At 40.9% G+C, this 24,033-nt stretch carries 24 protein-coding genes; 13 read left to right on the top strand and 11 right to left on the bottom strand.

The window, feature by feature from the left end; genetic code table 11:
• Positions 1–23: 23 nt before the first annotated feature.
• A complete protein-coding gene (locus EHS11_RS16760) occupies positions 24–362 on the top strand; it encodes an STAS domain-containing protein (RefSeq protein ID WP_109020956.1) in 339 nt (112 codons plus the stop codon).
• Here EHS11_RS16760 and EHS11_RS16755 read toward each other — a convergent pair.
• The gene (locus EHS11_RS16755) at positions 352–2,748 is read right to left on the bottom strand and encodes a SpoIIE family protein phosphatase (RefSeq protein WP_135765541.1); all 2,397 of its coding nucleotides are present in this window, start codon (positions 2,746–2,748) and stop codon (positions 352–354) included. The two genes, EHS11_RS16760 and EHS11_RS16755, sit on opposite strands and share 11 nt — an antisense overlap.
• Positions 2,749–2,842: 94 nt before the next feature.
• On the opposite strand from EHS11_RS16755, the gene pgsB reads away from it, so the two are divergent.
• From pgsB to EHS11_RS16730, 5 genes are read left to right on the top strand one after another with little or no spacing between them, the layout of a single operon-like run.
• Positions 2,843–4,051 (top strand): poly-gamma-glutamate synthase PgsB, encoded by a 1,209-nt coding sequence (gene pgsB, locus EHS11_RS16750; protein WP_135765540.1) that lies wholly within the window; start codon positions 2,843–2,845, stop codon positions 4,049–4,051.
• Positions 4,044–4,502: a poly-gamma-glutamate biosynthesis protein PgsC gene (gene pgsC, locus EHS11_RS16745; protein WP_109020953.1), complete on the top strand. Its 459-nt coding sequence runs from the start codon at positions 4,044–4,046 to the stop codon at positions 4,500–4,502. The genes pgsB and pgsC overlap by 8 nt, the downstream gene beginning before the upstream one ends.
• Positions 4,499–5,632 carry a poly-gamma-glutamate system protein gene (gene pgsW, locus EHS11_RS16740; RefSeq protein WP_246048000.1) on the top strand — a complete coding sequence of 378 codons (1,134 nt, stop codon included), beginning with the start codon at positions 4,499–4,501 and terminating at the stop codon, positions 5,630–5,632. Before pgsC ends, pgsW begins: the two co-directional genes overlap by 4 nt.
• A 50-nt stretch (positions 5,633–5,682) precedes the next feature.
• The gene (locus EHS11_RS16735) at positions 5,683–5,868 is read left to right on the top strand and encodes a hypothetical protein (protein WP_135765539.1); all 186 of its coding nucleotides are present in this window, start codon (positions 5,683–5,685) and stop codon (positions 5,866–5,868) included.
• A 50-nt stretch (positions 5,869–5,918) separates the two neighbouring features.
• The gene (locus EHS11_RS16730) at positions 5,919–6,422 is read left to right on the top strand and encodes an LIC_12238 family plasminogen-binding lipoprotein (RefSeq protein WP_246047998.1); all 504 of its coding nucleotides are present in this window, start codon (positions 5,919–5,921) and stop codon (positions 6,420–6,422) included.
• On the opposite strand, the gene EHS11_RS16725 is transcribed toward EHS11_RS16730, so the two are convergent.
• Positions 6,406–8,469 carry a tetratricopeptide repeat protein gene (locus tag EHS11_RS16725; protein WP_246047996.1) on the bottom strand — a complete coding sequence of 688 codons (2,064 nt, stop codon included), beginning with the start codon at positions 8,467–8,469 and terminating at the stop codon, positions 6,406–6,408. The genes EHS11_RS16730 and EHS11_RS16725 overlap by 17 nt on opposite strands.
• A gap of 106 nt (positions 8,470–8,575) precedes the next feature.
• On the opposite strand from EHS11_RS16725, the gene EHS11_RS16720 reads away from it, so the two are divergent.
• The gene (locus EHS11_RS16720) at positions 8,576–9,271 is read left to right on the top strand and encodes a hypothetical protein (RefSeq protein ID WP_135765906.1); all 696 of its coding nucleotides are present in this window, start codon (positions 8,576–8,578) and stop codon (positions 9,269–9,271) included.
• Here EHS11_RS16720 and EHS11_RS16715 read toward each other — a convergent pair.
• The 7 genes from EHS11_RS16715 to EHS11_RS16685 form a co-directional block, all read right to left on the bottom strand.
• On the bottom strand, positions 9,243–9,977 hold the full coding sequence (locus EHS11_RS16715; RefSeq protein WP_210413718.1) for a phosphate signaling complex PhoU family protein: 735 nt from the start codon (positions 9,975–9,977) through the stop codon (positions 9,243–9,245). The two genes, EHS11_RS16720 and EHS11_RS16715, sit on opposite strands and share 29 nt — an antisense overlap.
• 18 nt (positions 9,978–9,995) lie before the next feature.
• Entirely contained in the window at positions 9,996–10,475 is a 480-nt protein-coding gene (locus EHS11_RS16710) for a chemotaxis protein CheW (RefSeq protein ID WP_135765538.1), read from the bottom strand.
• A gap of 21 nt (positions 10,476–10,496) precedes the next feature.
• Entirely contained in the window at positions 10,497–11,228 is a 732-nt protein-coding gene (locus tag EHS11_RS16705) for a hypothetical protein (RefSeq protein ID WP_135765537.1), read from the bottom strand.
• A gap of 170 nt (positions 11,229–11,398) precedes the next feature.
• Positions 11,399–12,469 (bottom strand): mannose-1-phosphate guanylyltransferase, encoded by a 1,071-nt coding sequence (locus EHS11_RS16700; protein WP_135765536.1) that lies wholly within the window; start codon positions 12,467–12,469, stop codon positions 11,399–11,401.
• 65 nt (positions 12,470–12,534) lie between these two features.
• Positions 12,535–12,786 (bottom strand): RNA chaperone Hfq, encoded by a 252-nt coding sequence (hfq, locus tag EHS11_RS16695; protein ID WP_135765535.1) that lies wholly within the window; start codon positions 12,784–12,786, stop codon positions 12,535–12,537.
• Positions 12,787–12,814: 28 nt separating this feature from the next.
• Positions 12,815–13,702, bottom strand: coding sequence for a tRNA (adenosine(37)-N6)-dimethylallyltransferase MiaA (miaA, locus tag EHS11_RS16690; RefSeq protein WP_135765534.1), 888 nt, complete (start codon positions 13,700–13,702; stop codon positions 12,815–12,817).
• A 117-nt stretch (positions 13,703–13,819) separates the two neighbouring features.
• The gene (locus tag EHS11_RS16685) at positions 13,820–14,341 is read right to left on the bottom strand and encodes an FYDLN acid domain-containing protein (protein WP_342775474.1); all 522 of its coding nucleotides are present in this window, start codon (positions 14,339–14,341) and stop codon (positions 13,820–13,822) included.
• Positions 14,342–14,413: 72 nt separating this feature from the next.
• Here EHS11_RS16685 and EHS11_RS16680 point away from each other — a divergent pair, with 72 nt between their 5' ends.
• A complete protein-coding gene (locus EHS11_RS16680) occupies positions 14,414–15,181 on the top strand; it encodes a pyridoxine 5'-phosphate synthase (protein WP_135765532.1) in 768 nt (255 codons plus the stop codon).
• Here the strand turns inward: EHS11_RS16680 and EHS11_RS16675 are convergent.
• Positions 15,150–16,085, bottom strand: a complete 936-nt coding sequence (locus EHS11_RS16675) for a tetratricopeptide repeat protein (protein ID WP_135765531.1) — start codon at positions 16,083–16,085, stop codon at positions 15,150–15,152. The genes EHS11_RS16680 and EHS11_RS16675 overlap by 32 nt on opposite strands.
• Before the next feature lie 112 nt (positions 16,086–16,197).
• Between EHS11_RS16675 and EHS11_RS16670 the strand changes: the two genes are divergently transcribed.
• The 5 genes from EHS11_RS16670 to EHS11_RS16650 all read left to right on the top strand — a co-directional run bounded on the left by EHS11_RS16670 (position 16,198) and on the right by EHS11_RS16650 (position 23,155).
• Positions 16,198–18,033: a S41 family peptidase gene (locus EHS11_RS16670; RefSeq protein WP_135765530.1), complete on the top strand. Its 1,836-nt coding sequence runs from the start codon at positions 16,198–16,200 to the stop codon at positions 18,031–18,033.
• Entirely contained in the window at positions 18,030–19,631 is a 1,602-nt protein-coding gene (nadB, locus tag EHS11_RS16665; protein ID WP_135765529.1) for an L-aspartate oxidase, read from the top strand. The genes EHS11_RS16670 and nadB overlap by 4 nt, the downstream gene beginning before the upstream one ends.
• Positions 19,632–20,006: 375 nt before the next feature.
• Positions 20,007–21,110: a tyrosine-type recombinase/integrase gene (locus tag EHS11_RS16660; RefSeq protein ID WP_342775473.1), complete on the top strand. Its 1,104-nt coding sequence runs from the start codon at positions 20,007–20,009 to the stop codon at positions 21,108–21,110.
• A gap of 96 nt (positions 21,111–21,206) precedes the next feature.
• A complete protein-coding gene (locus EHS11_RS16655; protein WP_135765528.1) occupies positions 21,207–22,061 on the top strand; it encodes an FRG domain-containing protein in 855 nt (284 codons plus the stop codon).
• A 314-nt stretch (positions 22,062–22,375) separates the two neighbouring features.
• Positions 22,376–23,155, top strand: coding sequence for a DNA methyltransferase (locus EHS11_RS16650; RefSeq protein ID WP_135765527.1), 780 nt, complete (start codon positions 22,376–22,378; stop codon positions 23,153–23,155).
• Here the strand turns inward: EHS11_RS16650 and EHS11_RS16645 are convergent.
• Positions 23,095–23,739 carry a restriction endonuclease gene (locus EHS11_RS16645; RefSeq protein WP_135765526.1) on the bottom strand — a complete coding sequence of 215 codons (645 nt, stop codon included), beginning with the start codon at positions 23,737–23,739 and terminating at the stop codon, positions 23,095–23,097. The genes EHS11_RS16650 and EHS11_RS16645 overlap by 61 nt on opposite strands.
• Positions 23,740–24,033: the final 294 nt, after the last annotated feature.

The following is a 24,033-nucleotide window of genomic DNA, read 5'->3' as shown; positions in this document are numbered from 1 at the left end:
ATTGATTATCCTCTAAGCGTTTAATGGAATACACTGAGTCAAAGACAAATGACATTATAGTTCTGAAACTTTTCGGAAACTTAGATATGTTAAATGCCGGAATCTTGAAGGAAAGAATCAGGGAGTCTTTTGCTCAAAATGAGTTCAAATTTATATTTGATCTGGAAGGAGTGAACTTCATCGATTCTTCCGGTTTCGGACTCATTATGTCTCTCAATGACAAACTTGCCGAGTCAGGTGGAGGGCTTCGGATTGCAAATGTATCCAAAACCATCCAACAAATTTTTCGTATCTCCAAGATCTCTTCTGTGATTCTGATTTTCGAATCTCTGGACGAAGCACTTTCTTCTTTTAAGAAGTAAACGCGCCTACCATCTTTTTCCAAAAATTTCTCAACTTGGCAACTTTGGCATTTCCAGGAGAATTTTCTTCCATTGTTTCCAATAAAATTCCCGCCTTGTCCGTATTTTTCATATGCATCAGAATTTCAGTTAACAAAAGTAAGTTTTTAAAATTTTTGGGATCGCGGAGTCTGAGTCTTTCCGAAAAATCACAAGCCTGTTCGTAGTTTCTTTTTTGTTTATAAGCAAAAGCGATATAAAAAAGAAAATCCGTATCCTGCGGATTGGTCTTAAGGTATTTTTCAGCATGAACAATTGCCTCTTCGTATCTTTCCGATTTGATATAAAGTTTGGAAAGCTCCCGCAAACAATAAGGATCTTCCGATTCGGATTCCAACGCCAACTCAAGCGAGATGATCGCATTTTCCCAGTTTCCGTCCCGATAAGATTGAATCCCTTCATTCAATTTGATATAGTATTCTTTTTGTTTGGTGGTATTCGCCGATCGATCGTTTTTTTCCTCTAAAAAGGAAATTCGAAGCAAGCTGAAATCATCTGTGAATTCACCGGTTTCAAGAATCGCTTCTTCGATCTGATATAAATCCCCTCCCCCCTCTTCCACACGTTTAAGAAATAAAGTTTCATCATCATTGATCACACGCAATTCTTCATCTTCACTGATAAGAATATCATCCCTTCCGTCCGAACCGATGATCACAACATCCCCCTGCTTCAAAGGAAAAACCTGAATCGAAACCTCTTCACCGTTCATCTCCGTAAATCCGATTTTACGAAGGGAATGTTCCTGATCCAAAAATCCGGCGATTCCATCACGATACAAAACCAACCAGGGATGTTCCGCATTGATAAAGTATAATGTTCCTGTCTCTTCATCCACAAGTCCCATAACAGCCGATAGTAGCATATGTCCGTCAAAGCTGATAAAAACATTATGCACTTCCTGGAAACATTCTTTCAGCCATCTCTCCGGATGACGGTCTTGCATATATTTTAGTTTTTGAGTTCTGGTTACGATCGACTTAAAAACAGTTCCCATAACAAGAGCCCCTCCGGCTCCTTGAATGGATTTTCCCATGGCATCCGCGTTTAAGAAGACAGTATATTTTTTTCCCAGAAGTAAAATCGTATCCGTTGCGGTGAGATCGCCTCCGATCTCGGATTTTCTGCTTCGAAAGCTAAATTCTTTTTTTTGTCTCTCCAGAATGGAAACAGAAACCGTCTCCGATTTTGCAAAAGCACCTCGCAACGGTTTGATGAGAAGTGATGTGAGAAAATAATCTCCATCCTGTTTTTCCTTCAGTTTCTGGACTTCTTCCAAAGTTTCATTCAACTCATGGGTCCTCTGTTCCACCAAATCTTCCAAATTGTTCTGATGAACATAAAGTTCTTCTTTCATCTCGACAAAAACCCTTCCCATCTGTCCTATCTCGTCTTTACGTTTTGTAGGAAGTGTTTCCGGTTTCCAATTTTCAATGTCATTCATTGCGTTGGTAAGCAATTTGATCGCTTCCACCATGTCTTGAGAAAACAAAAACGAAGTTACAAATATAATTCCAAATAACAAAAATGATGCGATCGTAAAAAACGACCAGATTCTGAAAGTTTTGGATTCCACTTCGTTTTCATCGATCATCACGTTAAATTCCAGATTTTGAAGTGTGTTTTCCTTTCCGGTATAAGGGATCTTAACTATATAATACGGCTTGTCCTTAAAATGAAACCTCTGATTGTTTTCCAAAAGTTTGGGATCTTCTTTAATCACCGAACGAATGATATCCGATCCGATCGTTTTCACCTTACCTTCCTGCAAGATGGCAAGATGAATGCGATTGTCTTTGGAAATGGTTTTAGTGAACTTATCGTCCACTACCTGACCGATGAGGATTGTGCCTTTCCCCATCAAAGGTGCTGCAAGCCGAAAGCCCAACCCGCTATGTCCGTCTTCCAGGCTTGCGGCCCACTGTCCTTGCAACGCTTTCTGAATGATCGGCTGATTTCTTTTATCATCCCCGAAATCCTTTGGTCTATGAAAACGAAAAAGCACCTTGCCGTTCGCATCCCCAATCTCAAACAGGGAAAGCCCGTAACGGCTCATGATTTTTTGAAAATAAGCCAACTCCGAATGAAATACGTTTCGATTGTTCAGTCCCTTTTCTAAAATTCCTTTGGTTGTGGGATTGATCGTAATTTCTTCCAACAAAAGCCGCAATTTTTCTTCTTTAAAATCCAACTCCCTCTGGAAGTTTCGGGATAAGTCTTCAGCCCTTTGCGTTTGCGGTATATTCTTTACAGCTTGTAGTAGGTAGGCAAAACTTGTAGTGAGTGCCAAAACCAAGATGATTTGACTGACACTCAGGATGAGTAAAAATTTATAACGAATGCTCATAAGATTTCATGTCCAAACTAAACCTTAAACCTTTCGTATTTCAATCTGATGACATTCTCTTAAACGAATCGTGTAATCCGGCGTAGCAACACGTATGAAATCAAATACGATTCTATTTTTTGTACTTATTTCCCTCCTACTTTTTTACTATCTCATCGAACTTTTGATCCATCGGATGACACTATCGGGTTTTCGTAATAGAATTCATGTGAACGGAACAAGAGGGAAATCCAGTATAACTAGACTTATACGGGCAGGTCTCGCCGCCAATGGAGAAAGGGTTTTTGCAAAAACCACAGGCACTTTGGCAAGAATGATATTGCCTGACGGAACGGAAAGAGCCGTCCATCGTTTCGGCAGACCTTCCATCCTGGAACAGATCTCCATTTTGAAAGCTGCCAAAAAAGAAAATGCGACCTCCATCGTCATCGAATGTATGGCTTTGGAACCACGTTACCAATGGGCCAGCGAAGGGATGATTTTAAAATCCACAATCGGAGTGATCTCCAATATCAGAGAAGATCATCTGGACGTAATGGGACCTAATCTGGATGATGTGGCGCATGCTCTTGCTTCCACGATTCCCATTGGCGGCAAACTGATTACAGGCGAGACCAAATTCAAAAAAATCATCGGAGAAGTATGCAAAGACAGAAAAACCGATTGGATCGAAGTGAGTGGAACTTCTTCCAAGGATTTTTTGGTCACGGATGCCGAAATTGCAAGATTTTCCTATTGGGAACATAAGGAAAACGTTGCCATTGCTTTAAAAGTTTGCCAGGAGTTAGGCGTTAGTCGAGATGTTGCATTCCAAGCGATGATAAGTTCGGAACCCGATCCTGGTGCACTCACTGTTTTACCGATTCAGTTTTTCGGAAAAGATATATTGTTCATCAACGCAATGGCTGCCAATGATACGGAAAGTACCCGAATGATTTGGAACGAAGCAAAAAAAAGATATTCAAAAGATCGTTCCGGATTTTTGCTTTTCCATTGCAGAGAGGACAGACTGGAAAGGAGCAAGCTGCTTGCCCAAGAGATTGCGAAGTGGGCGGATGTAAATGCCATCTTTCTCATCGGGGCGGGAACCAAATACGCAATGCATTACTTGAAGAAAGAATGTAAGGAAGGAATGCGCGTTTTCAATTGGGAAGATTATAATATAGATTTGATTTTTGAATCTCTTGTGGCACAAATGAAACCGAAGTCCTTTGTACTCGGACTAGGGAATATTGCCGGAATGGGACTTGAGCTCACTCAGTATCTAAAAAACAGGGCAAAGATAGACAACAGAAATGAATGATATTTTATCTCTCTCCATAGGGCTCAGTCTTGTCATAAGTCTGGTCTTTTCCGAATTTTTCGGAATTGTAGGAACAGGACTTGTCGTTCCGGGTTATATCGCACTCAACCTGAACCATCCTAAAAACCTAGCGATTACATTTCTAATTGCACTATTTGCTTACCTAACGGTGGAACTTTTATCCTTCCTTTTCATTCTATTTGGAAAACGAAAGACCGTACTGATTCTGTTATTCGGCTATTTTTACGGTTATCTTTTCAATTTTCAGATTTTACCCGATATAGAAACTCCTCTTCTTTCCGATGTAAGAAGCATCGGATTCATCATCCCCGGCCTGATCGGAATCTGGTTCGAAAGACAAGGTGTAATTGAAACCACATCAGTCCTGGTGATTGCATCCATCATGGTAAAAATGTTACTGATTCTTTCCATAGGTTCCGAATTTTTATGATCACCCGCATCTATTGGAGTTTTTGGAAACATTCGAGTATTGCCATCGCACTTCTGGCGTTATTCGCCGTTTTGGGATTAATTGCAACGGAATCCTTCAAAGTAAAAAAAGAACAACCTTACTTCAAAAAGAAGATCCATGCGGCTAAATTAGCGGAACGGGCGTTCCAAGTTTTACGCTCGGATCTACTGAAGAAAAAAAAACCGGATTATAAAGATTGGGACCCGGCTAACACCGGTCTCGTCGGTGAGTTTTTAAGTCCCGTTACGAGCAATACGGGATCTCTTTCTTCCAAACAAACATCCGTAAACCCGAACTTTGCCGCAGTGATTTTGCATTTATTGAAAAGAGCAAAGTTGGAAGAAGGAGATACGATCGCCGTTGCGGTTTCCGGGTCCTTTCCTGCAATGAACGTTTGTTTGTTTGCAGCGTTGGAAACCCTCAAGCTGAAACCTATCATCATCGCAAGCACATCCGCTTCCCAATTCGGCGCCAATCATCCTCATATGTTGTGGCTGGATATGGAAAGAATATTGTCGGAGGAATCCGTTTTTTCCGTAAGATCGACGCATGCTTCCCTCGGAGGCACCCAAGACAAAGCGATCGGAATGTCCAAAGAAGGAAAGGATTATCTTTTAACCGGTATTAAACGGAATAAGGTGATCTATATTGATCCGCTCAGTTTCGAAGATTCAATCAAAAAAAGAATGGATCTTTATCAAAAACTCTCCGCCGGAAAACAAATCAAAGCATTTATCAATATAGGAGGAGGTACCACTGTTCTCGGGACAAGTCTCGGCAAACAGGTGTTTAAGAGCGGACTCATCACTCAATTGCCGGACGATATCAATCCTCCCGATTCCGTGATCAAAGAGTTTTTGCAAAGAGATATCCCGGTCATCAATGTGATCCAAGTAGAATCCCTGGCCCGCAAATTCGGCTTACCCATTGCACCGAAGAAAACCCCGAAACCGGGAGAAGGAAAAGTGTTCGTCCAGGAAGAATACAATCCCTGGCTGTGTATCGGAATCCTGGTTTTTCTTTCCATGGGATTGTATGGAATCACCAAATTGGGATGGGGTGGAAACCAAACGGACTTCCAATTACCGGAAACCATCCGACGCAAATAAATCTTTGGAAAACGCTTGCACCTCTTTCGTCTAAAGAGTAGGATAAAATCGTGATCAAAATCATAATACTTTCTCTTCTGTTGTTTTATGTGTTCCGAATCCTTTCCCGATTTTTTAGTTTTTCGGCACATGTGAAACAAGAACAAATTCGATACAAAACGGAAGTTCCCGGTCCTAGACAGGGCTTTCATAAGGAAAAAGACATCTCCGAAAAAGGAAGGATTTTGGAAGATTAACCCGATTTCTTTTTTCTAAAAATTCCACTCCTTCCGATGATAGAATTAGAATGTTTCCCTTCTATCGTATCCTAATCCTCCTCCCTGCACTCTGTTTTGCCATCAATTGCGGTGTTCCCAAAGGAGAATTTGGTTGGGCTACCTCCAAAACCGGTGATTTAGACATTCTGGAAAAACATATCATGATCATCACGGATTATAAAATGATGCGCGATGGTCTTATCTTTTCTCCTACAGATACGATTCATTACGTTTATACATTCTCCCGTAATCCCGGTAAAGAGACTGAGATTTATATCTCACTCAATCGTTATGAACTGGATTATGTGCAAGTGGATATCAAAAAGAAATTTGCGGAACTGGAATCCAATTCCATCAGAGACGAATTCACAGGGCTCATTGCAGGGGAATATCTTTTGAAAATAGTCCACGAAGGCGAGACTGTGGATGAGGTGAACTTTCAAGTATTGCCGGAAGAAGGTTACACGGAAGATACCATCGAACAAGAGTTAGCCACGGATGAAAAGGACGAATTGATCAAATACTCTCGTTGAAAGGAGGAAAGATCACTCCGGTAGTCAAAATTCTTTCCACTCTCTTCTTTTCTTTCAAAGCCAGCTGGATTTCAACTTCTCCGCCGAGTTCAATTACGGAATTATAATAACCTACCGCTTTTTCAAAATCCTTGCTGTATTCCGCAAGCACTCCCAAACGAAATAACAACTGTAATACGGGAATCTTGTCCAGTTTGGTTTTGAGAACCCTTACCACCGCTTCCTGGTCTTCGACTCGAATGTCAAGAAGCCTGTATTGGGAAAGCGCATCGTCTTCCGTAGTCACAAGGAGATCTTTTTTGATTTTTAATTTGCGGGCGCGGATTGTTTCCAGTTCTTTCTCGGCTTCAATATGTAAGGTTTCCAATTTTTTCCATTGAGAATAAGCCAAATTCAATTTATTACGTTCAGCTTCCTGATTCCGATCCGATTTGTCTTTTTTAGACAGATAAAAAAATGCAATGGATTCTAATTCGGGAAGATTCGTATTTGCATCCAAGCCGGGATTCCAATCTTTGCTATTCCGCTCCAGCCAATAGCTTAGGTATAAGCTCGACTTTTTCAAATCGCCTATATGGCCTGCAAAGAATACTCCCATCTCATAAGAAACTCTTGTTTTTTCCGGGTTATCCTGCGAACCAAGAAAGTATTTTTCATAATAACCGCTTGCGATTACCTTTCTTTTTATGTCCGCATTGAGCATCGCCAAACGCAAGTATGTCTTTGTCAGGCTTTCTTTTCCGGCTTCGTCCTGAGGATTCTGTTTTTCAATGAGTCCCAGGTATTTTTCATAAAAGTCGATCGCTTTCTCTTTTTTACCGTCTTGGCGGTATTGTTCCGCCACATCCAAAATCACCTGCGGATTTTCCTGCCATTGGGAATACGCTTTTTCTAAAAGCAATTCGTAAGCGAAAAAATCCGTATTTCTTTTATAATCGAACAAAACATAAATCCCTTTTCCCGCGACTCCCAGTTTGTTTACAATCTTCAGCCTTTCCTTATTATCATCTTCTATCTTTTTCACGACATTCGCCATATCATAAAAAGTTTTGGAATCTGATTGTTGTTTTCCCAGGAGATACGCAGCATAACGGGACTTAAATGAATCGTCGTAGTTTTTGGAAGCGGTTTGCAAAGTACTGGATCTGTTTTTTATAATTTCATCCTGTCTTTTTTCTTCTGCCAAAATTTCGGAAAGAGGTCTTTTGGTCCGGGCCAAATCGGCAAGTACAGAGTGTTTGTCATCCTTTGCCTGTTTCCAATCTTTTTCCGCTTTGTCTTTTGTTTCCCAAATCCTTTGGTGTTCTTTTGCAGACGGAGCAAATAAGGATTTATAATCTTCCTTTTGCCATTCCCCTTGTCTAAATCTTTCTTCCGACGGATCCAAAGGGTGATATCGAAATGCCGCAATGTAATGTCTGAGAGCAGGTGCGTATTTTTCTTTCTCGGTATAGAGTCTTGCCATACGTGTGTGAAGTTCGTACAAAACTGGAGAATCTTTCACTACCAATGTTTCCGAAAGTTTATGAGTATTTTGCCAGAGAAGAAGGCGGATATCATTTTGATCCGACCGGGAAGAATATACATTCCCCCTTTCTCTATCTTCCCAAATCCGCTTTTCTTCTATAAACTGACTGTAGTATCTTTTGAGTAATCCTTCCCCTTCCCGGATCTTGGTATCCAAACTTTTGGGACCAGTTTCAACGGAAGAATCCTCTGCAACGGGAGGTTCAATCACAGTTGTGGCATTCGGATCGGCAACAGCCGGGTCGGTTCCTATCGGAGCCGCGTCCGGAGGGCGAAGTGCAATCCCGGAATCCTCATCAATCGGGATTCGTTTTTCCGAATCCAATTGGCCCAACTCCTCTACGGAAATCACCTGCAAAGGACTGAGATAAAGTCCCTGAAGAGGATTACGCCGATCTTCTTCCCCTGAAATCAAAGGCAAAACGGAAAACAGAAAAATCACAGTGAGAAAGAACAGTTTTCCCGTCAGAAATCCATTTCCCTTTTTACCGGTTTCTTTCTTTTCATGACTTCTTTCCATTTTTTCTTTTCTAAGGATTCCTACTCTATACCTATCGGTGAAAAAAGAAAATCATATAATCGAAAAGGGTTGTCATGGAAGAAGACCCCCCTTCCTAATGATGGTCATGGCGCAGAACATCGTAGAGCGTTACCTGGTTCTAAAAAACAAATATCGTAATTACGATACGAAATATGCACTCAAGCGAATGCAAGCATTCCGTCTCGCCACCCAAGAACTTTCCCGAAAAGGGTATGAAGTAGCTCTCGAAATCTTGGGTTCGATCAATTTCGGAATTGTGGAGCCCACTTCCGATGTGGATTGCATTTTATTTATAGAATGCGATCTCCACAAAGATCATTCCAATTGTCCCCCTCATTGTGCGAATCTGACATTTGTCAAACAGGAGATTTCCAAATTCGTATTAAAACGATTGCAGCCCGAAACGTTCAATATCGATTATTTGGATTCCATCAACTTGAAATATGTGGAAGAAAGAATCAGAATAGAACAAGTGCTTGGTGACGAAGCCCTATATTGTCTTTTGTTTTATCGAAATATAGGAAGACCTGTCAACCGACCGCTTTTCATACACTATTGCGACGAATTGGAAGAGAATCCCGACTTCTTACAAGAAATCATTCCTTGGGCATCGGAGGCACTCATCGGTTATCTCCATACCAACCAACATATTTTATCTTTTAATAAGTACAATGAAAGAATCCTGAGCAAAGGACTTCATTTGCCCGAAGGGCTCCAGCAGGAATTAAACGAATATCTGAACGCGAATCAATCTAACCAGAACGATCTACCGCATAACTGACAGACGTCGGACTTTGGATTTCGTTCCCCAAATGACGGATATCCTTTCCGGTATTCAAACGGACCAATTCTTCGGCAATATTCACGGCATAATCTCCCAATCGCTCCATGGCAAGAATGATGCGGTAAAGATCCGCAAATTCCACTTTGTCCATATCTTGAGCGTCTCTGTATTTTTTGAATGCCTGATCGCAAAGTCCGTTTAACTCTTCTTCGATGGTATTGACGCTGCCCATAAACCTTTCTTTTTCTTCAACAAGGGACTCGATCGCCATTCCGGCAAGAGTGGTTACCCGGGCAAGAATCAATGTCATCGGCTCTTCTTTTTTGAACAAGGTCTTGCGAATGGTTTTGTATCGGAATACTTCCGCGCAATTCACCACTTGGTCTCCCATCCTTTCCATATTTCGCGTGATACGAATGGCGGAGAGTGCGAACCGAAGAGGGTCTTTTTTTAAAACGATATCATTGTCTACATTTCCCATTCCCAGAATATTCCGGTTGGTAATGGCTTCGAGGATTGCGTTTTGGGAAAGATTGTCATTTTCCTTTTCCAAATCATCTATACGATCGTCACGCTCTACGATCCGGTTGGCGAGATCGTAATCGTCGTTTTCCAAAGCTTCACCTAACATGATGACTTGTTCGAGCACAAGTTCGGCCATCGAATGAAGATTTTTTCTAAGGTAGTAAAATTTGGAAATCATCATGGCTTGCCAAAGGTATTAGACAACTGCCATTTCTGAAATTTCCTCTACTGTGAGAATTTTTTCGATATCGATCAAAATTATGAACCGATTGTCCTTTTTTCCTACTCCGGTGATGTAGCGGGAAGAAATCCCTTTTACGGAAGGAGGCGGTGGGTCCACCTGGTTTGCGGGAAAATGTACCACATGAGACACTTTGTCCACGATAACACCGACTGATTTTCCACCCAAATTGATGACAATAGCTCTTTCAATCAAAGTCTCCTGGCCAGTTTTGATGTTCAATCGTTTGGCAAGGTCGATCATTCGAACGACTTTTCCCCGGATGTCCATGATACCGGCAAAGTAGGTTTTGGACTGGGGAACTCGGATGAGATTTGTGATTTTTACAATCTCTTCCACAATGGTGATGGGAATGGCGTATTCTTCTTCACCTAAATTGAATATGATGTACTGTTCATGGATAAACTGATTGTTGTTAGACGATTCTTTTGCCATTGGGTTCTATCGGATACGATCTTAGAAGTAGACGTAACCAGTATAGAAAAAATATGACCCAAGTGAAAGAAATGACAACACTTTTGTAAAAAGTACGGAACGTTTTCTGACAAGAAAATCCAAAAGACCAGTTGTCATACCCAAAGCCGCTAAGCTCCAACCCAATACGACATAATCATAGTAAAATAGGTACACCAGATAGGCGATTCCACAGCCGAGGCTGATGTCTTGCAGATCTCCCCAAAATCTCCTTTTAAAGCGCTCCCAAAGCGTACCACGGGCCTCTATTTCCTCTCTGCGTCTTCTCTTCCATCTCTGGAAGCGGGTCTCTCTTACAATCCCAAATACGGAATCATAGCGACTGGAACGGGGAAAAGAGGAATCTCTACCTGAATCGAACCTTCGGTCCTGGTATTCCTGTTGGACTGGTGGGAATATATCATAACAACCACCTACGGATAAAAGAAGGTCGTTGTCCGGGAGTGAGGAAAAATAATCTCGGAAAGGCCAGAGCTTTCTAAATACCGGATAAGCTCTGCCGGAGGATATATCCTTTTCCTGGAGTACAATTCCATTCCGGACTGTAGAGGAATACATCCTGCCTTTTTCTTCTTTAATTTCAACCGCTAACCTAACAAGTCTTTCGTGAAAGTTAAACTCTGCCTCTAAGATATCTCCGAGAGGAGTTTCCATCGTATAGGCTCGGGTGAATCCCGGTGTGCGGGGTTTCTGTTTCCTCCAAACATGCTTCATAAAAGATGTATCGGAGGAAATAGAAAGTCACTGAAGGAAGATTATTTCTTCTTTTTGTGGCGGTTGGCTCTTCTTTTTTTCTTACGTTTGTGGGTTGCGATTTTTCTACGCTTTCTCTTTTTTCCGGAAGGCATTCCTTCCTCCTTATATAAGCCGTTTAAGTCAAAATTCTAATCGAGGTACTTTTGTAAATGTTTATTTTTACGCATAGAAGAGAGCATCGATTTGATCTCTCCAATACCTTCTCTTGAAGAAACAAAAATAACATCCGGCTCTTCTACGACAATCAAATCATTCACTCCCAAAAAGGCAATGAGGTCTTTGGAGACGGAAGAGATGTTCCCTGAAGATTTGTGATAGATGACTTCTTTTCCTTGATGGCGATTTTTCCCTGCATCACCGGGAAGGATTCTTTCCAAAGAAATCCAAGATCCGACATCATCCCAATTGAAACTTGCCTCTACCATTCGGATCCGATTGGATCTTTCCATAATGGCAGTATCAATCGCTTCGCTCGGCAAAAGGGAAAATGCGTTTTTCAAATCTCCGAAATTTTTAAAAGGAAATCCATTCTTTAACGGTTGTAACAGGGAAGGAGCATGTCTTTCAAACTCTTCCAAAATGGTTTTCACCCGAAAAAGAAAAATCCCGGGGTTCCAGTAAAAATCCTTTTTTTTGATGTATTTTAGCGCAGTCTTAAAATCCGGTTTTTCGAAAAAAGCTTTCACCTGGTATCCGACATCAGTCGGTTTTCCCGCACTGATATAACCGTAACCCACTTCGGGACGGTTGGGTTTTACACCCAATAGAACCAAGCCGTGTTCCGTCTCAAATAATGCCTGTTCGATGGTCTTGGCAAATTCTTTGATAGGATCGATAAACGCGTCTGCAGATAAAACGATTAGGTTCGGGTTTCCATATTTCTTTTGAAAATATAATGCGGATAAGGCGATGATCGGCGCGGTATTTTTGCCTTCGGGTTCGATGATAAAGTTAGCGGAAGGAAACTTCGGATCTTTTTTCAAGATTTCGTTTTTCAAATTGGAATTGGTTCCAATATAAATGCGATCCTGGCTCGTGATTGTAAGAGCCCGATCAATCGTCTCTTTCAATAATGTTTTATTGGAGTAAACTTTCTGTAGTTGTTTCGGGGAATTAGTACGGGATCTGGGCCAAAACCGTTCTCCCTTTCCCCCCGCCATAATCAAAACAACAGGTAACTCTTTTGGTAACTTTGCCATATTTCAAATATCCGCTAGTTACCAAGTTTTAAGAGAGTGGGAAAAGGAAAACAAGAAATGCTCCCTTATGTAGCGGGAGCATCCTTCGGTGCGTCTTCCGAATGTAGTTTGATCGGCTTTGCCGGGATGATGGTGGAAATGGCGTGTTTATAAACTAAGCTTTGTTTGTTATCATTTTCCAAGACAATTGTAAAGTTATCGAAACTCACTACCTTACCTTTGAGCGGAACCCCGTTTAACAGATAAATTGTGAGATCGATTTTTTCCTTTCGAGCAGTATTGAGAAGTTGGTCTTGGATGTTGTTTTTTGCAGACATAGGAAATTCCCGAGTGGTTTCTATATTTTTAATCTATTTTTGTAAATTCCTTGAACGCCGAATCCCAGGACATAGGAACGAGAAGTGGATCTTTTCGAAACCATGTGATCTGTCTTTTGGCATAATTTCTATGAGATTGTGCCAAACGTTCAAGCAATGTATTAAAATCGATTTTTCCATACAAGAAATCAAGCGCAAAATTGTATCCCAAAGAATGTAGGCCGGGACAGTCGGGACCATATTTTTCCAAAACCAATTTACTCTCTTCCAACATCCCGTCCTTCAATAGACCGGGAACTCTCGTTTCAATGCGGGCATATAAATCTGCACGAGGCCAATCCAACCAAACTGCTTTCGGTTTCAGATCGGGAAATTCTTCCAAAAATCCCCCGGTGGTTCGACTGGAAACTTCAGACCAAAGAACACCTGTGAGTACAACTTCCAAAGCCCTGCGAATCCGATATCCATCCGTTTCTGAAATATTACGAAATGCTTTCGGATCCTTTTCTTTGAGAAGCAGAACCGCTTCCGAAAGCGGTAGGTTTTGCGCAAAATCTTTTGTATCTTGGGGTACATTTGGTACGGGAAACATTCCCATCAAAAATGCGCGTAAATAAAATCCTGTCCCGCAAACAAGAAAGGGAGTTTTGTTTTTGTTCCAAATGGAAAGAATCGCATCTCTTGCCCAAGTGGAATACTGTTTGGCATTGGGAGATTTATCTGCCGTTAAAATCCCTACAACCCAATGAGGGATATGATCTCTTTCTTCTTTTGTGGGAGATGTGGTACCTACGGCAAGTTCCGAATACACCTGCCGGGAATCAAAAGATACAACTTCAAATCGATTGGGGTCTAAGCTCCCGGTAAGAGAGGTTTTGCCGGAACCGGTTGGACCGGCAAGAATGGGTAGGATCATGTTTTGAAAAATTCCATTGCGGGAGGAACAAAAGGATACGAAGTAGGAAAAACAAAATGGGAAAAGATTCAGGGAAGGAAAAAATTCCCCTTCCTTTTTCCAATCGTAAAAAACTTTTTAAGCTTCCTCTTCTTCTGCGGCAGGAGTGTCATCTTCCGCTTCTTCCAGTTCCTCAGTTTCTTCCAGAAGTTCTTCTTCGACTACCGGATCTTCTTCATCCTCAACATCATACTCGCTCTGACGAATTGCGGCCATACGCGATTTGATCGCTGGTTTTGCCAACTGATCGGCACCGCATTTAGGACATTTTTTTTCAGGTTTGTTCAGATCGTAAAATTTAGTAGAACAAGAATAACATGTAAATTTTTTACCAAGCGGGCCATTGGCAGCAAGTTCCGCTTTAGATACTTTTACCGGAGCTACTACTGGTTTCTCTTTTATTGCTGTCGGTTTGGGCTTGGACAAGGGTTTTGCGGAACCAGCCTTAGGAGGAGATTTTGGTTTCTCTTCCTTTTTTTTAGCGGGTTTAACATCCTTGGATGCCTTTACCGGAGCTTTTTTCTTCGGTGGAGGGGCTGACTTTTTAACTGCTTTCTTTGCTACCATAGGAGTTCTTTTGACGATCTTCGGAGACCCCATCTCTGGGACAACCTTTTTGAAATTTGACGTTTTTCTCCTGGATAAAAATAATAGGAAAGTATTTTTTTTATTATGGCTCAATTAAGTGTAAACGTAAACAAGATCGCCACTCTACGCAACTCCCGAGGTGGAGATATTCCCGATGTAGTGCATTTTTCCGAATTGATCCTGAATGCGGGAGCGCACGGGATCACGGTCCACCCGAGAGAAGACCAAAGGCATATTACAACGGAAGACGTTTTCTCTCTTCAAATCTTCCTTTTGAATTACAATCGAAACGCTTCGTTTCACAGAGAATTCAATATAGAAGGAGAACCTAGCGAACGTTTTGTGAAATTGGTTCTGGAAGCCAAACCGGACCAGGCAACACTCGTTCCGGTCCGTCCGGGGGAAATCACATCCGATCACGGTTTTAATTTGAAAAACAAATCGGAAGTCGATCGTTTAGCGCCGATTATTGAAAAGTTTCATAAGGAAAAAATCAGAGTTTCCTTGTTTATGGATACTGATTCTTCCCAATACAAAACCGCAAAGGGAATCGGTGCCGACAGGATTGAATTTTATACAGGCCCTTTTGCCCATGCCTACGATCAATCGGAAGAAGCCGGAAAAGTATATTATAAAGAATACGAAAATGCTGCAGAAGCCGCATACAAACTAGGTCTTGGGATCAATGCAGGACACGATCTGGACACAAACAATTTAAAATTATTTTCCCATCTCCCCCATCTTGCGGAAGTATCCATCGGACACAGATTGGTAGCACAAAGTCTTGTGGACGGAATGGAAAAAACGGTAAAATCCTATCTTAAAATTCTTTCGAAAGAAACCGGATCTTAGAATAAACAGGATCCTGATCTATCAAGAGTTTTGCGGACCTTTCCAAAGCAAGACATAGATCCGTTTCTTTTTTACCTTTCTTCTTAAGAATCTGGATCTCATTTAAAAAATGTTTCAACGCATCCCGCGCCCCGTTTTCATTGCCTGTTCCGGCCGCCAAACGAAGCTTACGCCATGCCTCGGTAAGAGGATGATTTGAAACAGTTCCTTCTTTTGTCTCTCCGCCTTTGTGATAGGCGCCTGTGTCCCAAACCCGGGAGAAAGGATCCGTTTTCACCTGATCGCTGAGCAATCTGTCCGAATAAATGGAACGGGCGGTTTTGATATAAGGTAGAATTTCCGATTTTTCCGGTTCGGAAAAAGAAAGATAACATTCGGCAAATACTCCTTTTCGAAGCATATCCTTTGTTAAATGGCCTTCTTTTGCGAGAAATAAAACGGAAGGAAAAGCGTCCTTGTGCCTATATTCTTCTCCGCAAGACCGAATCGCTTTCGAATACGCCGCCAAGGTTTTCCCTTCTTCGAAAGTCTGACTCATATCTTCCAGGTTATTCGAACTTTCGGCGGAAAGACGGAGCATGTTTTTATAAAGAGTGTCGTCAGGATTTTTTTCCAAAGCCTTTTTGAAAGCTGTATAACTTTCACTGAAATTTCCGCGCCTGTATTCCAAAAGTCCCCAGGTGTAACATAGATATCCGTCATCGGTGTCCTTGTTTCGGCAAACATACCTTAAGCGGGACAAAGCGTCTTCCCTTGAATCCGCACTTTCCCAGACATCCAAAAGCACCTCTTCCAGGAAACTCAAGGTTTCCAAACTATAAGGATCGGTTGTAGGGTTTTTATTCGGTGCGGAACAGGAATAAACGATAAGGAAGGAAAAAAGAAAAATGCCGAATCCTTTCATGGATATGTCTATTTTAACGTAAGAATCAAGGCTTGTCCTGTTTTTTTTCAGTTGCCCAGTCTGGAAAATCAGGTTTTCCTTGCCTAATCTAAGTACTAAATCGAGAGAACCATTGAAACGTATTTTATATCTAATCTCCCTATCGGCAATACTTTGCTTAACTCTCCCTGCAGGATTTATATCCTGTGAACCGGAGGCGAAAAAAGCCCAAAAACAGGTTACCAATTTTACCTACCAAGATTTTGAAAACGTGGTCCAAGCGGTAGATAAATACTATATAGACAAAATCATCAACAAAGACCGCGCCTTTATCGATGCGGCGGCCTTTGCAACCTTGAGTATGCCGCATCCGCTTTATCTCTATCCCGAAAGTTATTTCAACGAACGGGAAAAGTACGATGATAAGGAAGAACTTTATCCCGGCAAAACATTCAAGATTTCTCCTTCCGACAAATTTGTGTTATTCGACCCTGATTACGAGCAAGTAGAAAAAATCCAAAAGGAAAAATTCAAAAAAAACGAGAACAAAAAACTCTCCGATGAAGAAGTCAAAAAACTGATCGAAAGGGAAAAACTTAAAAAATCCGTCATCACTGCAAAATGGGAAGAAATCAATTTTTCCAAAAAGGATTTTGATCGTATCATCGCATACCTAAGAGACAATCTTGATAAATACAAAACTCCCGTTCTGAAAGGACTCATCGAACTGGATGGTGAAGTTTCGGAAGAAGAGGAAGAGAAAAAAGAATTTACCATGGAACAAGTGTTCCTTGGTGCAGCAAACGGTTATCTCAATTCACTTGATCCTCATTCCAATGTTTTTCTCAAAGAAGTTTGGGAAGAATCCATGGCAAAAATCAATGACAGTTCCTTTGAAGGAATCGGTGCTATTCTTTCCGGCGGAGGTTCCAGAGAAGTGGTCGTTGAAAACCCGTTAGAAGGAAGCCCCGCTGTAAAAGCGGGAGTCCGGAGCGGAGATGTAATTGTTGCCGTAGACGGCAAGGTGATCAAAAACCTTTCTTTGGATAAAGTAGTTAAAAAAATCAAAGGTACAAAAGGCACCAAAGTAGCCCTCACTCTCAGGCGTAAGGGAAATACCGGGAATGTAGATATCGAAGTGATTCGTGATAAAATCACAATCAAAAATATCACCTACCACTTGTTAAAAGAAAATCCTCAGGTTGGTTATATCAAACTTACCGGCTTTGTAAAAACACAAGGCGGCGAACAAGCGGATTCACTCATCGTAAAGGGTCTCCGCGCTTTGGAAGAAGAAGCTAAGAACAACAACAAACCTCTCAAGGCGGTTGTTTTGGATCTTCGCAATAACGCAGGCGGTTATTTGGATCTTGCCATTGATATTGCGGATATGTTCATCGAAAAGGGATTGATTGTTTCCACAAAAGTTCCCAATAGAAGCCCCGATGAACAGTTTGCGAGCAAAAAAGACATCACAAATCTTCCTTTGGTAGTACTTATCAATTCAAAATCCGCATCTGCTTCGGAAATCGTAGCAAGTGCCATCCAACACCACGGACGTGGGATTTTACTCGGCGAAAGAACTTTTGGAAAAGCAACAGTTCAAAAGCTGATGGATCTTCCGGGTAACGCGGATTATCTGCTCAAAATCACAAATTCACGTTATTACTCTCCTTCCGGAAAAACAATCCAAGTAGTTGGAGTTTCACCTGATATCGAAGTATCCGAGGAAGCGGATGGAAACTTTCCTTTCCGTTACAGAGAAGAAGATATGTGGAATCATTTGCCTAAAATTCCTTATGACGGAGTGGTGAAGTCCAAGTTCAATATCGATGCAATCAAAGAATATGCAAAAAAACAAGGGAAAGCGGATGCTTTCCTAAAACAACATGCAGGAGATGCGATCAAACCTGACTATATGTTGATCCGTAGTTTGGATTATATAGAAGGATTGCTCAACGCCAAGTGAGCCGCATCCAAGCAGATTTTTTAATCATAGGGAGTGGAGTAAGCGGGCTTTTTTCGGCACTCAAACTCGCTCCCCTTGGTTCCGTAGTCGTCGTTACGAAAAAAGCCGACTACGAATCTAATACGAATTATGCGCAAGGCGGAATCGCCTCGGTATTTGACGATAAAGATAAATTTGAAGAACATATAGAAGATACTCTGAATGCAGGCGCAGGTCTTTGTGACCTGGATGCAGTCAAAGTCCTGGTGGAAGAAGGCCCTACCAGAGTGAGAGAACTACTCGAAATCGGTGTTCCTTTTACCAAAGACGAATCAGGCAATTTAGATCTAGCCCGGGAAGGCGGCCACAGAAAACACAGAATCATTCACTCTCACGACCGGACGGGAAGTGCGATAGAGACCGCTCTCCTGGATGCGGTTCACGCTGTTCCGAATATCCGTATTTTGGAAAACCATGCCTGCGTGGATCTCATCACACGCCACCATCTGAAGGACAAGGAAGGTCTTCCTCTTCGTTGTTACGGTGCTTATATAGTGGATACGGAAACGGGAGAAGTGTTTCCGGTGATTGCTAAAAAAACCCTTCTTGCCACAGGAGGATCCGGTCAGGTCTATTTACATTCAACTAACCCGAATATTGCGACAGGTGATGGTGTAGCGACTGCTTACCGGGCCGGTGCCATCATTAAGAATATGGAATTTTATCAATTCCACCCTACTTCCTTATTCCATGAACAAGGAAATTCGTTTTTGATTTCAGAAGCAGTTCGGGGTCATGGTGGAATTTTAAGAGAAATAGGCGGGCGTCCTTTTATGAAGGATTACCATGAAATGGGAGAACTTGCCCCGAGAGATATAGTCGCGCGCGCCATTGACGATACGATGAAAAAACGAGGGGAATCTTATGTACTACTCGATATTACTCATAAGCCGGCAAACGATATCATCCATCATTTTCCCACCATCTACGAACGTTGTAAAAAATTAGGAATCGATATCACAACTGATCCGATCCCGGTTGTACCTGCCGCTCATTTTATGTGTGGAGGAGTTGCTACGGATCTTTTCGGAAGAACCAATATTGCTGACCTGTATGCTGTGGGCGAAACCGCTTGCACGGGAGTTCACGGAGGCAACCGCCTAGCATCAAATAGTTTATTGGAATGCGTTGTTTTTGCACAAAGAATAGCCGACGATATCCGCTCTCAAGGCAAACTGGATTATGCAAAAGAAATCGTAAACATTCCCGATTGGAATAAAGAAGGAACTACAAATACGGAAGAGTGGGTTTTGATTTCTCATAATTTAGTAGAGATCAAAACCATCATGAGTAACTATGTGGGGATCGTAAGATCGAATTTACGATTGGAAAGAGCCCTTCGTAGACTCACCTTAATCTCGGAAGAAGTAAAAGACTATTACAAACGAACTACTGTTTCTCTGGATCTATTAGAATTAAGGAATATAGTAAAAGTTGCAGAGTTGATTGTCCGTTCCGCTCTACTTCGCAAGGAAAGCAGAGGGCTGCATTTTAGCACGGATTATCCGGAAGACAGATCCCCTTCCCGCAAAGACACAATTCTCTCCAATTTGTCTTAGAATTTCCATTCAGCATTCGAATTAACCTCAACGTATTTTCTCCCCCCTCCTTTTTCAAAAATAAAATCACCAATATTTGACCTGTCAGGCGAAAATGTATTGCTCCCTGTTATCTAGTAACGAGAATTAGCCTCACTTTTTCTTGGGCTGGGACTCATGGGGCGAAGCTATAACTGAATGTTACATAATGTAAATAATACAACTGTTATAAGAACAGGATTCATTTATCAGGAACAAATCGGATTGCTGAGGTGTTGCAAGGAGTATCAGGATTATGTCTCATAATATAATGGGACAAATTTTCCCAAGGTAAAAGAAGAAAAGCAAGAACACTTTACATATGTTTACATATTTCCGAAATTGGATATTTAAGTTATGGATTCCATTCTTGAACTCAAATATTCACCGGAAGACAGCCGTTATATTCTCTATTTCCCCTATCGTGCGGAATGGGTTCGTTTGGCAAAATCCATTCCCGGCAGAAAGTATGATTGGAATCGGAATATTTGGTCTTTTCCGCAAGATCCGGTTACTTTCAAAATCATTCTCAAAACTTTTTACGACACACCGATTCGCTTCAATATAAAAGAGATCCCCCGATCCGTAAAAATTCTCGCTGACCTTCACCAAGCGATGCGAGCCAGGAACTACTCCTTTCAGACGGCGCGCACCTATTATCATTGGATCATTCAGATTTGTTTTCATTTTAGAAAGCTTCCCTATCAAATCACAAAAGATGAAATCATCGAATTTACGGATTACTGCACAGAAGTAAAATCACTCAGTTCAGCTAGCATTCGTTCTATGAGGCAAGCGTTTTTGTTTTACTTTAAAGTAGTTCGCTGTCAATTCCCCGATCTTAGTTTTCCCAGAATGAAAAAGGAAAACACTTTGCCCGAAGTTCTTTCCGAGTCCGAAGTCAAAAAGATTCTGAACGCTCCCGCAAACCCAAAACACAAACTGCTTCTTAAGCTGGCTTATTCCGCAGGACTCCGGGTCAGTGAAGCGGTTCATCTCAAAATTTCGGATATTGATTTTGATAGAAAGATGATTCGCATCGAACAAGCCAAAGGAAAAAAAGACAGATATACCCTCCTTGCCGACTCTCTTTGCGAAGAGCTGAGAGAATACTTACTCTACAGAAAGAAAGTATTGCAGTTCGGGCCGGTTTCCACAGCACAAAGGTCCCCCGCTATCAAAAACGAATGGTTGTTCCCCGGGCATGGATTCACTCAGCTTTCCATACGATCCGCTGAGAAAATCTTCGAGACTTCCAAACAAAAACTAGGAATTACCAAAAAAGTATCCTTTCACTCTCTGCGCCATGCCTTTGCCACCCATCTATTGGAACAGGGAACCGATCTGAGAATGATCCAGACCTTGCTCGGCCATATGAGTGTCCGAACTACGCAAATCTATGCGAAGGTGTCCCGCACCCAACTCACTAAAATCCGCAGCCCTTTCGATCGAATCAGTTAGTTGTTCGGTTATTCCTCGGTAAGAAAGGGATAACCGAATAGGAAAAATTTAACGCAATTCGAGGAGAAGGAGTTATACGCCATTGCATAAATTCAAATGATCAAAGAAGAAACAATAACAACCGAAAGTGAATTAATCAAAAAGCTAAATGAGCTAGAAAAACTTACCGATTTATGGGTTTTTCGAGGTGAAGCAAATAGCGATTGGAAATTAAATACAACCATTGATAGGATTTCCCAAAGCATCGGTCTTTTTCCCTTTAGTGAGCAAGAGTCTATCTTTCATGTAATTAGAACAAAACGAATATATGACGAGCTAAGAGATATTAATTCAGAAAACTATTTAGAAATTCTTTCATTTCTTCAACATCATGGGGTGCCAACTCGGTTGTTAGATTTCACAAAATCTCCGTATATTGCTCTGTATTTTGCATTCGAAGATTTAAGTCCAAATTCAGATTTTGCATCTATTTATGGTTTCCAACCCTCATTCTTCAGAATGAAACTTTATGACTGCATAAATAGACAAAAAGAAAAAATTAAAAGTAAAATTGAACCAAAATCATACCAAAGTGAATTTATTAATTGGGGTCATATCGATAATTTTCAGAAACTATATAATGAAATATTACAGTCTGATGCGATAAATCTCGTTTTACCGGTTGAACCAGATATTTTCAATAAAAGAATTTTTATTCAACAAGGTTTATTCTTTCTGCAAGGAAATTCAAATCTTTCATTTATCGAAAATTTAGAAATCTATTATCCTTCCGATATAGAACAAAATACTTTCAAAATAAACATAAGCAGAAATTTACAAAAAAGCATAATTCTTAAACTAGCAAACATGGGAATAACTCCATATAGCCTTTATCCAGGTTTAGAAGGATTGATGAAAGATATGAAATTAAATCTTTACAGAAACCATTATAAAATTTTCGGAACTGAATAAAATAGATATGCAACAGCGTATAACTACGCCTTACCGCTGCGCTGCGGGATTCGTTTCACTCACCCTTGCTCGGTCTGCGACACATTGTCCTCCGTCACGTTTCTTGCATAAGCAAGAAAACGCGCCGACGCTAACGTCCCTTTGGGACTCAGCTGCGGACAACGTCGGTAAGGCTAGTCCGTTATACGAAATCAGGTTAAAGAAAATTTGAATAATTTACGAAAGTTTAGATCGGCAAGGAAAAGAAAATATCTTTATTGATAACATAGTAGATTGCCGCTTGACTAAATTGGTACATATGTTTGTATAGTGTCATGGCAAAGCAACTATCTCTTTTTGAAGCTGATAAGAAACGTCGCCAGCCAGAAGGTATTACTACTTCAGAAGCAACTTTATCAGCGTATACAAGCAATAATGCAGACATTTTTCCAAAAATACTCTCTCTTCATGTATCAAAGGGGGCAACCATCTATGATATAACTTATGGAACTGGGGTTTTCTGGAAAAATGTTGATATTTCCGAATATAATTTTCTCCCCTCTGATCTCAAAACTGGCGTAGATTGTCGAAATCTACCATATGAAGATAACTCTTCGGATTGCGTAGTTTTTGATCCTCCTTACATGGAGGGATTATATCGATCAAGTAAAGTGAACCTGGCTGGCAGCGGAAGCCATAAAGCCTTTCGAGAATATTACTCTACTGGAAAAGAAACTACAGACGGACCAAAATGGCATAATGCCGTATTAGATATGTACTTTCGTGGAGGCAACGAAGCTCTACGTGTTCTCAAAAACAAAGGTGTTTTTATTGTTAAATGCCAAGATGAAGTGAGTGCCAACAGACAAAATCTGACACATGTTGAATTAATTAATTATTACCAAACTTTAGGCTTTTACTGTAAGGACTTATTTGTAATCATACGACAAAATCGACCAGTTGTTAGTCGAATGTTAAAACAAGTGCATGCTAGAAAAAATCACTCTTACTTTCTTGTTTTCATTAAAGTTCCCAATGGAAAACAAATTGACTCTTATCGTTCCTCAAGTAATTCATCAAGCAATGGAAAAGGATCCAAAAAAAAAGGCGGTTGAGGAGGATAACTCACTGTCGCTGTTGTCGCTAAGAGATGTTTTTTTTGGTCATCGGTATATTTATTTGATTTTGTTCTAGGTAAATCACTATTTTTTGCAAAAGCGAAAACCCATTCACCACTGAATGCAAATAAATTTATTGCGACCAAATCGAATTCACCTACGACAAGACAAGTAGTTTTTACTATTTCACCAGAAGGGAGTTTAACTTCCCTATTGTCCGATGCATCTATTTGTGTTTTGCCAACCCAACTATCATCGACCCTCTTTACTGTATTAGTTTGAAGTGATTTAACTTCTATGATAAATCTCTTATTCTTATAGCGGATATTGCGGTCACCTTTTTGTTTTCGATCATGATCATCTGTTTTCGAAATATCAGATATTTTAGGATTGCTTAGCCAATTTTTTTCAAATTGAAACTCCGCAACATAACCTAATATCATTCCACGTAAACTTGGATTTTCAATAACCAGTTTTGAAAATTCCTCTACGCTTATACCCCAATCTTGCAAAATATTATTACTCATAGTAATATTTTCGACATTATATACAAGAAAATTTACTAAAATAGAAATTAACATATTTGTTGATATTCTAATTATTTACAGTTTTTATTTCAAAATGACTCTCATTTGACTTAAACCTGACTTCGCATAACTACGCCTTACCGCTACGCTGCGGGATTCGCTCCGCTCACCCTTGCTCGGTCTCCGACACATTGTCCTTCTGTCACTCGTTTGCATACGCAAACTACGCGCCAGTCCCTAACGCCTCAATGAGGCTCAGGGTCGGACAACGTCGGTAAGGCTAGTTCGTTATACGAAAGTCGAAAAATTAAAATCATGAAACTTATAAAGAAATATTGGAAAAAAACA

It is taken from the genome of Leptospira ilyithenensis (assembly GCF_004771005.1).
GTDB lineage: Bacteria > Spirochaetota > Leptospiria > Leptospirales > Leptospiraceae > Leptospira_A > Leptospira_A ilyithenensis.
Note: the sequence above shows the minus strand (reverse complement) of the source record. Positions and strands in the feature narration are given on the sequence as shown.

Bases quoted from the DNA above. Each gene is read 5' to 3' on its own strand.
- EHS11_RS16715 (WP_210413718.1), bottom strand. From the start codon at position 9,977: ATGATTTCCAAATTTTACTACCTTAGAAAAAATCTTCATTCGATGGCC.
- EHS11_RS16760 (WP_109020956.1), top strand. From the start codon at position 24: ATGGAATACACTGAGTCAAAGACAAATGACATTATAGTTCTGAAACTT.
- EHS11_RS16645 (WP_135765526.1), bottom strand. From the start codon at position 23,739: ATGTTAATTTCTATTTTAGTAAATTTTCTTGTATATAATGTCGAAAAT.
- EHS11_RS16675 (WP_135765531.1), bottom strand. From the start codon at position 16,085: ATGAAAGGATTCGGCATTTTTCTTTTTTCCTTCCTTATCGTTTATTCC.
- EHS11_RS16685 (WP_342775474.1), bottom strand. From the start codon at position 14,341: ATGGGGTCTCCGAAGATCGTCAAAAGAACTCCTATGGTAGCAAAGAAA.
- EHS11_RS16700 (WP_135765536.1), bottom strand. From the start codon at position 12,469: ATGGCAAAGTTACCAAAAGAGTTACCTGTTGTTTTGATTATGGCGGGG.
- EHS11_RS16650 (WP_135765527.1), top strand. From the start codon at position 22,376: ATGGCAAAGCAACTATCTCTTTTTGAAGCTGATAAGAAACGTCGCCAG.
- EHS11_RS16755 (WP_135765541.1), bottom strand. From the start codon at position 2,748: ATGAGCATTCGTTATAAATTTTTACTCATCCTGAGTGTCAGTCAAATC.
- miaA (WP_135765534.1), bottom strand. From the start codon at position 13,702: ATGATCCTACCCATTCTTGCCGGTCCAACCGGTTCCGGCAAAACCTCT.
- EHS11_RS16655 (WP_135765528.1), top strand. From the start codon at position 21,207: ATGATCAAAGAAGAAACAATAACAACCGAAAGTGAATTAATCAAAAAG.
- EHS11_RS16725 (WP_246047996.1), bottom strand. From the start codon at position 8,469: ATGGAAAGAAGTCATGAAAAGAAAGAAACCGGTAAAAAGGGAAATGGA.
- EHS11_RS16720 (WP_135765906.1), top strand. From the start codon at position 8,576: ATGGCGCAGAACATCGTAGAGCGTTACCTGGTTCTAAAAAACAAATAT.
- pgsC (WP_109020953.1), top strand. From the start codon at position 4,044: ATGAATGATATTTTATCTCTCTCCATAGGGCTCAGTCTTGTCATAAGT.
- EHS11_RS16710 (WP_135765538.1), bottom strand. From the start codon at position 10,475: ATGGCAAAAGAATCGTCTAACAACAATCAGTTTATCCATGAACAGTAC.
- hfq (WP_135765535.1), bottom strand. From the start codon at position 12,786: ATGTCTGCAAAAAACAACATCCAAGACCAACTTCTCAATACTGCTCGA.
- EHS11_RS16705 (WP_135765537.1), bottom strand. From the start codon at position 11,228: ATGAAGCATGTTTGGAGGAAACAGAAACCCCGCACACCGGGATTCACC.
- EHS11_RS16730 (WP_246047998.1), top strand. From the start codon at position 5,919: ATGTTTCCCTTCTATCGTATCCTAATCCTCCTCCCTGCACTCTGTTTT.
- pgsW (WP_246048000.1), top strand. From the start codon at position 4,499: ATGATCACCCGCATCTATTGGAGTTTTTGGAAACATTCGAGTATTGCC.
- pgsB (WP_135765540.1), top strand. From the start codon at position 2,843: ATGAAATCAAATACGATTCTATTTTTTGTACTTATTTCCCTCCTACTT.
- EHS11_RS16660 (WP_342775473.1), top strand. From the start codon at position 20,007: ATGGATTCCATTCTTGAACTCAAATATTCACCGGAAGACAGCCGTTAT.
- EHS11_RS16680 (WP_135765532.1), top strand. From the start codon at position 14,414: ATGGCTCAATTAAGTGTAAACGTAAACAAGATCGCCACTCTACGCAAC.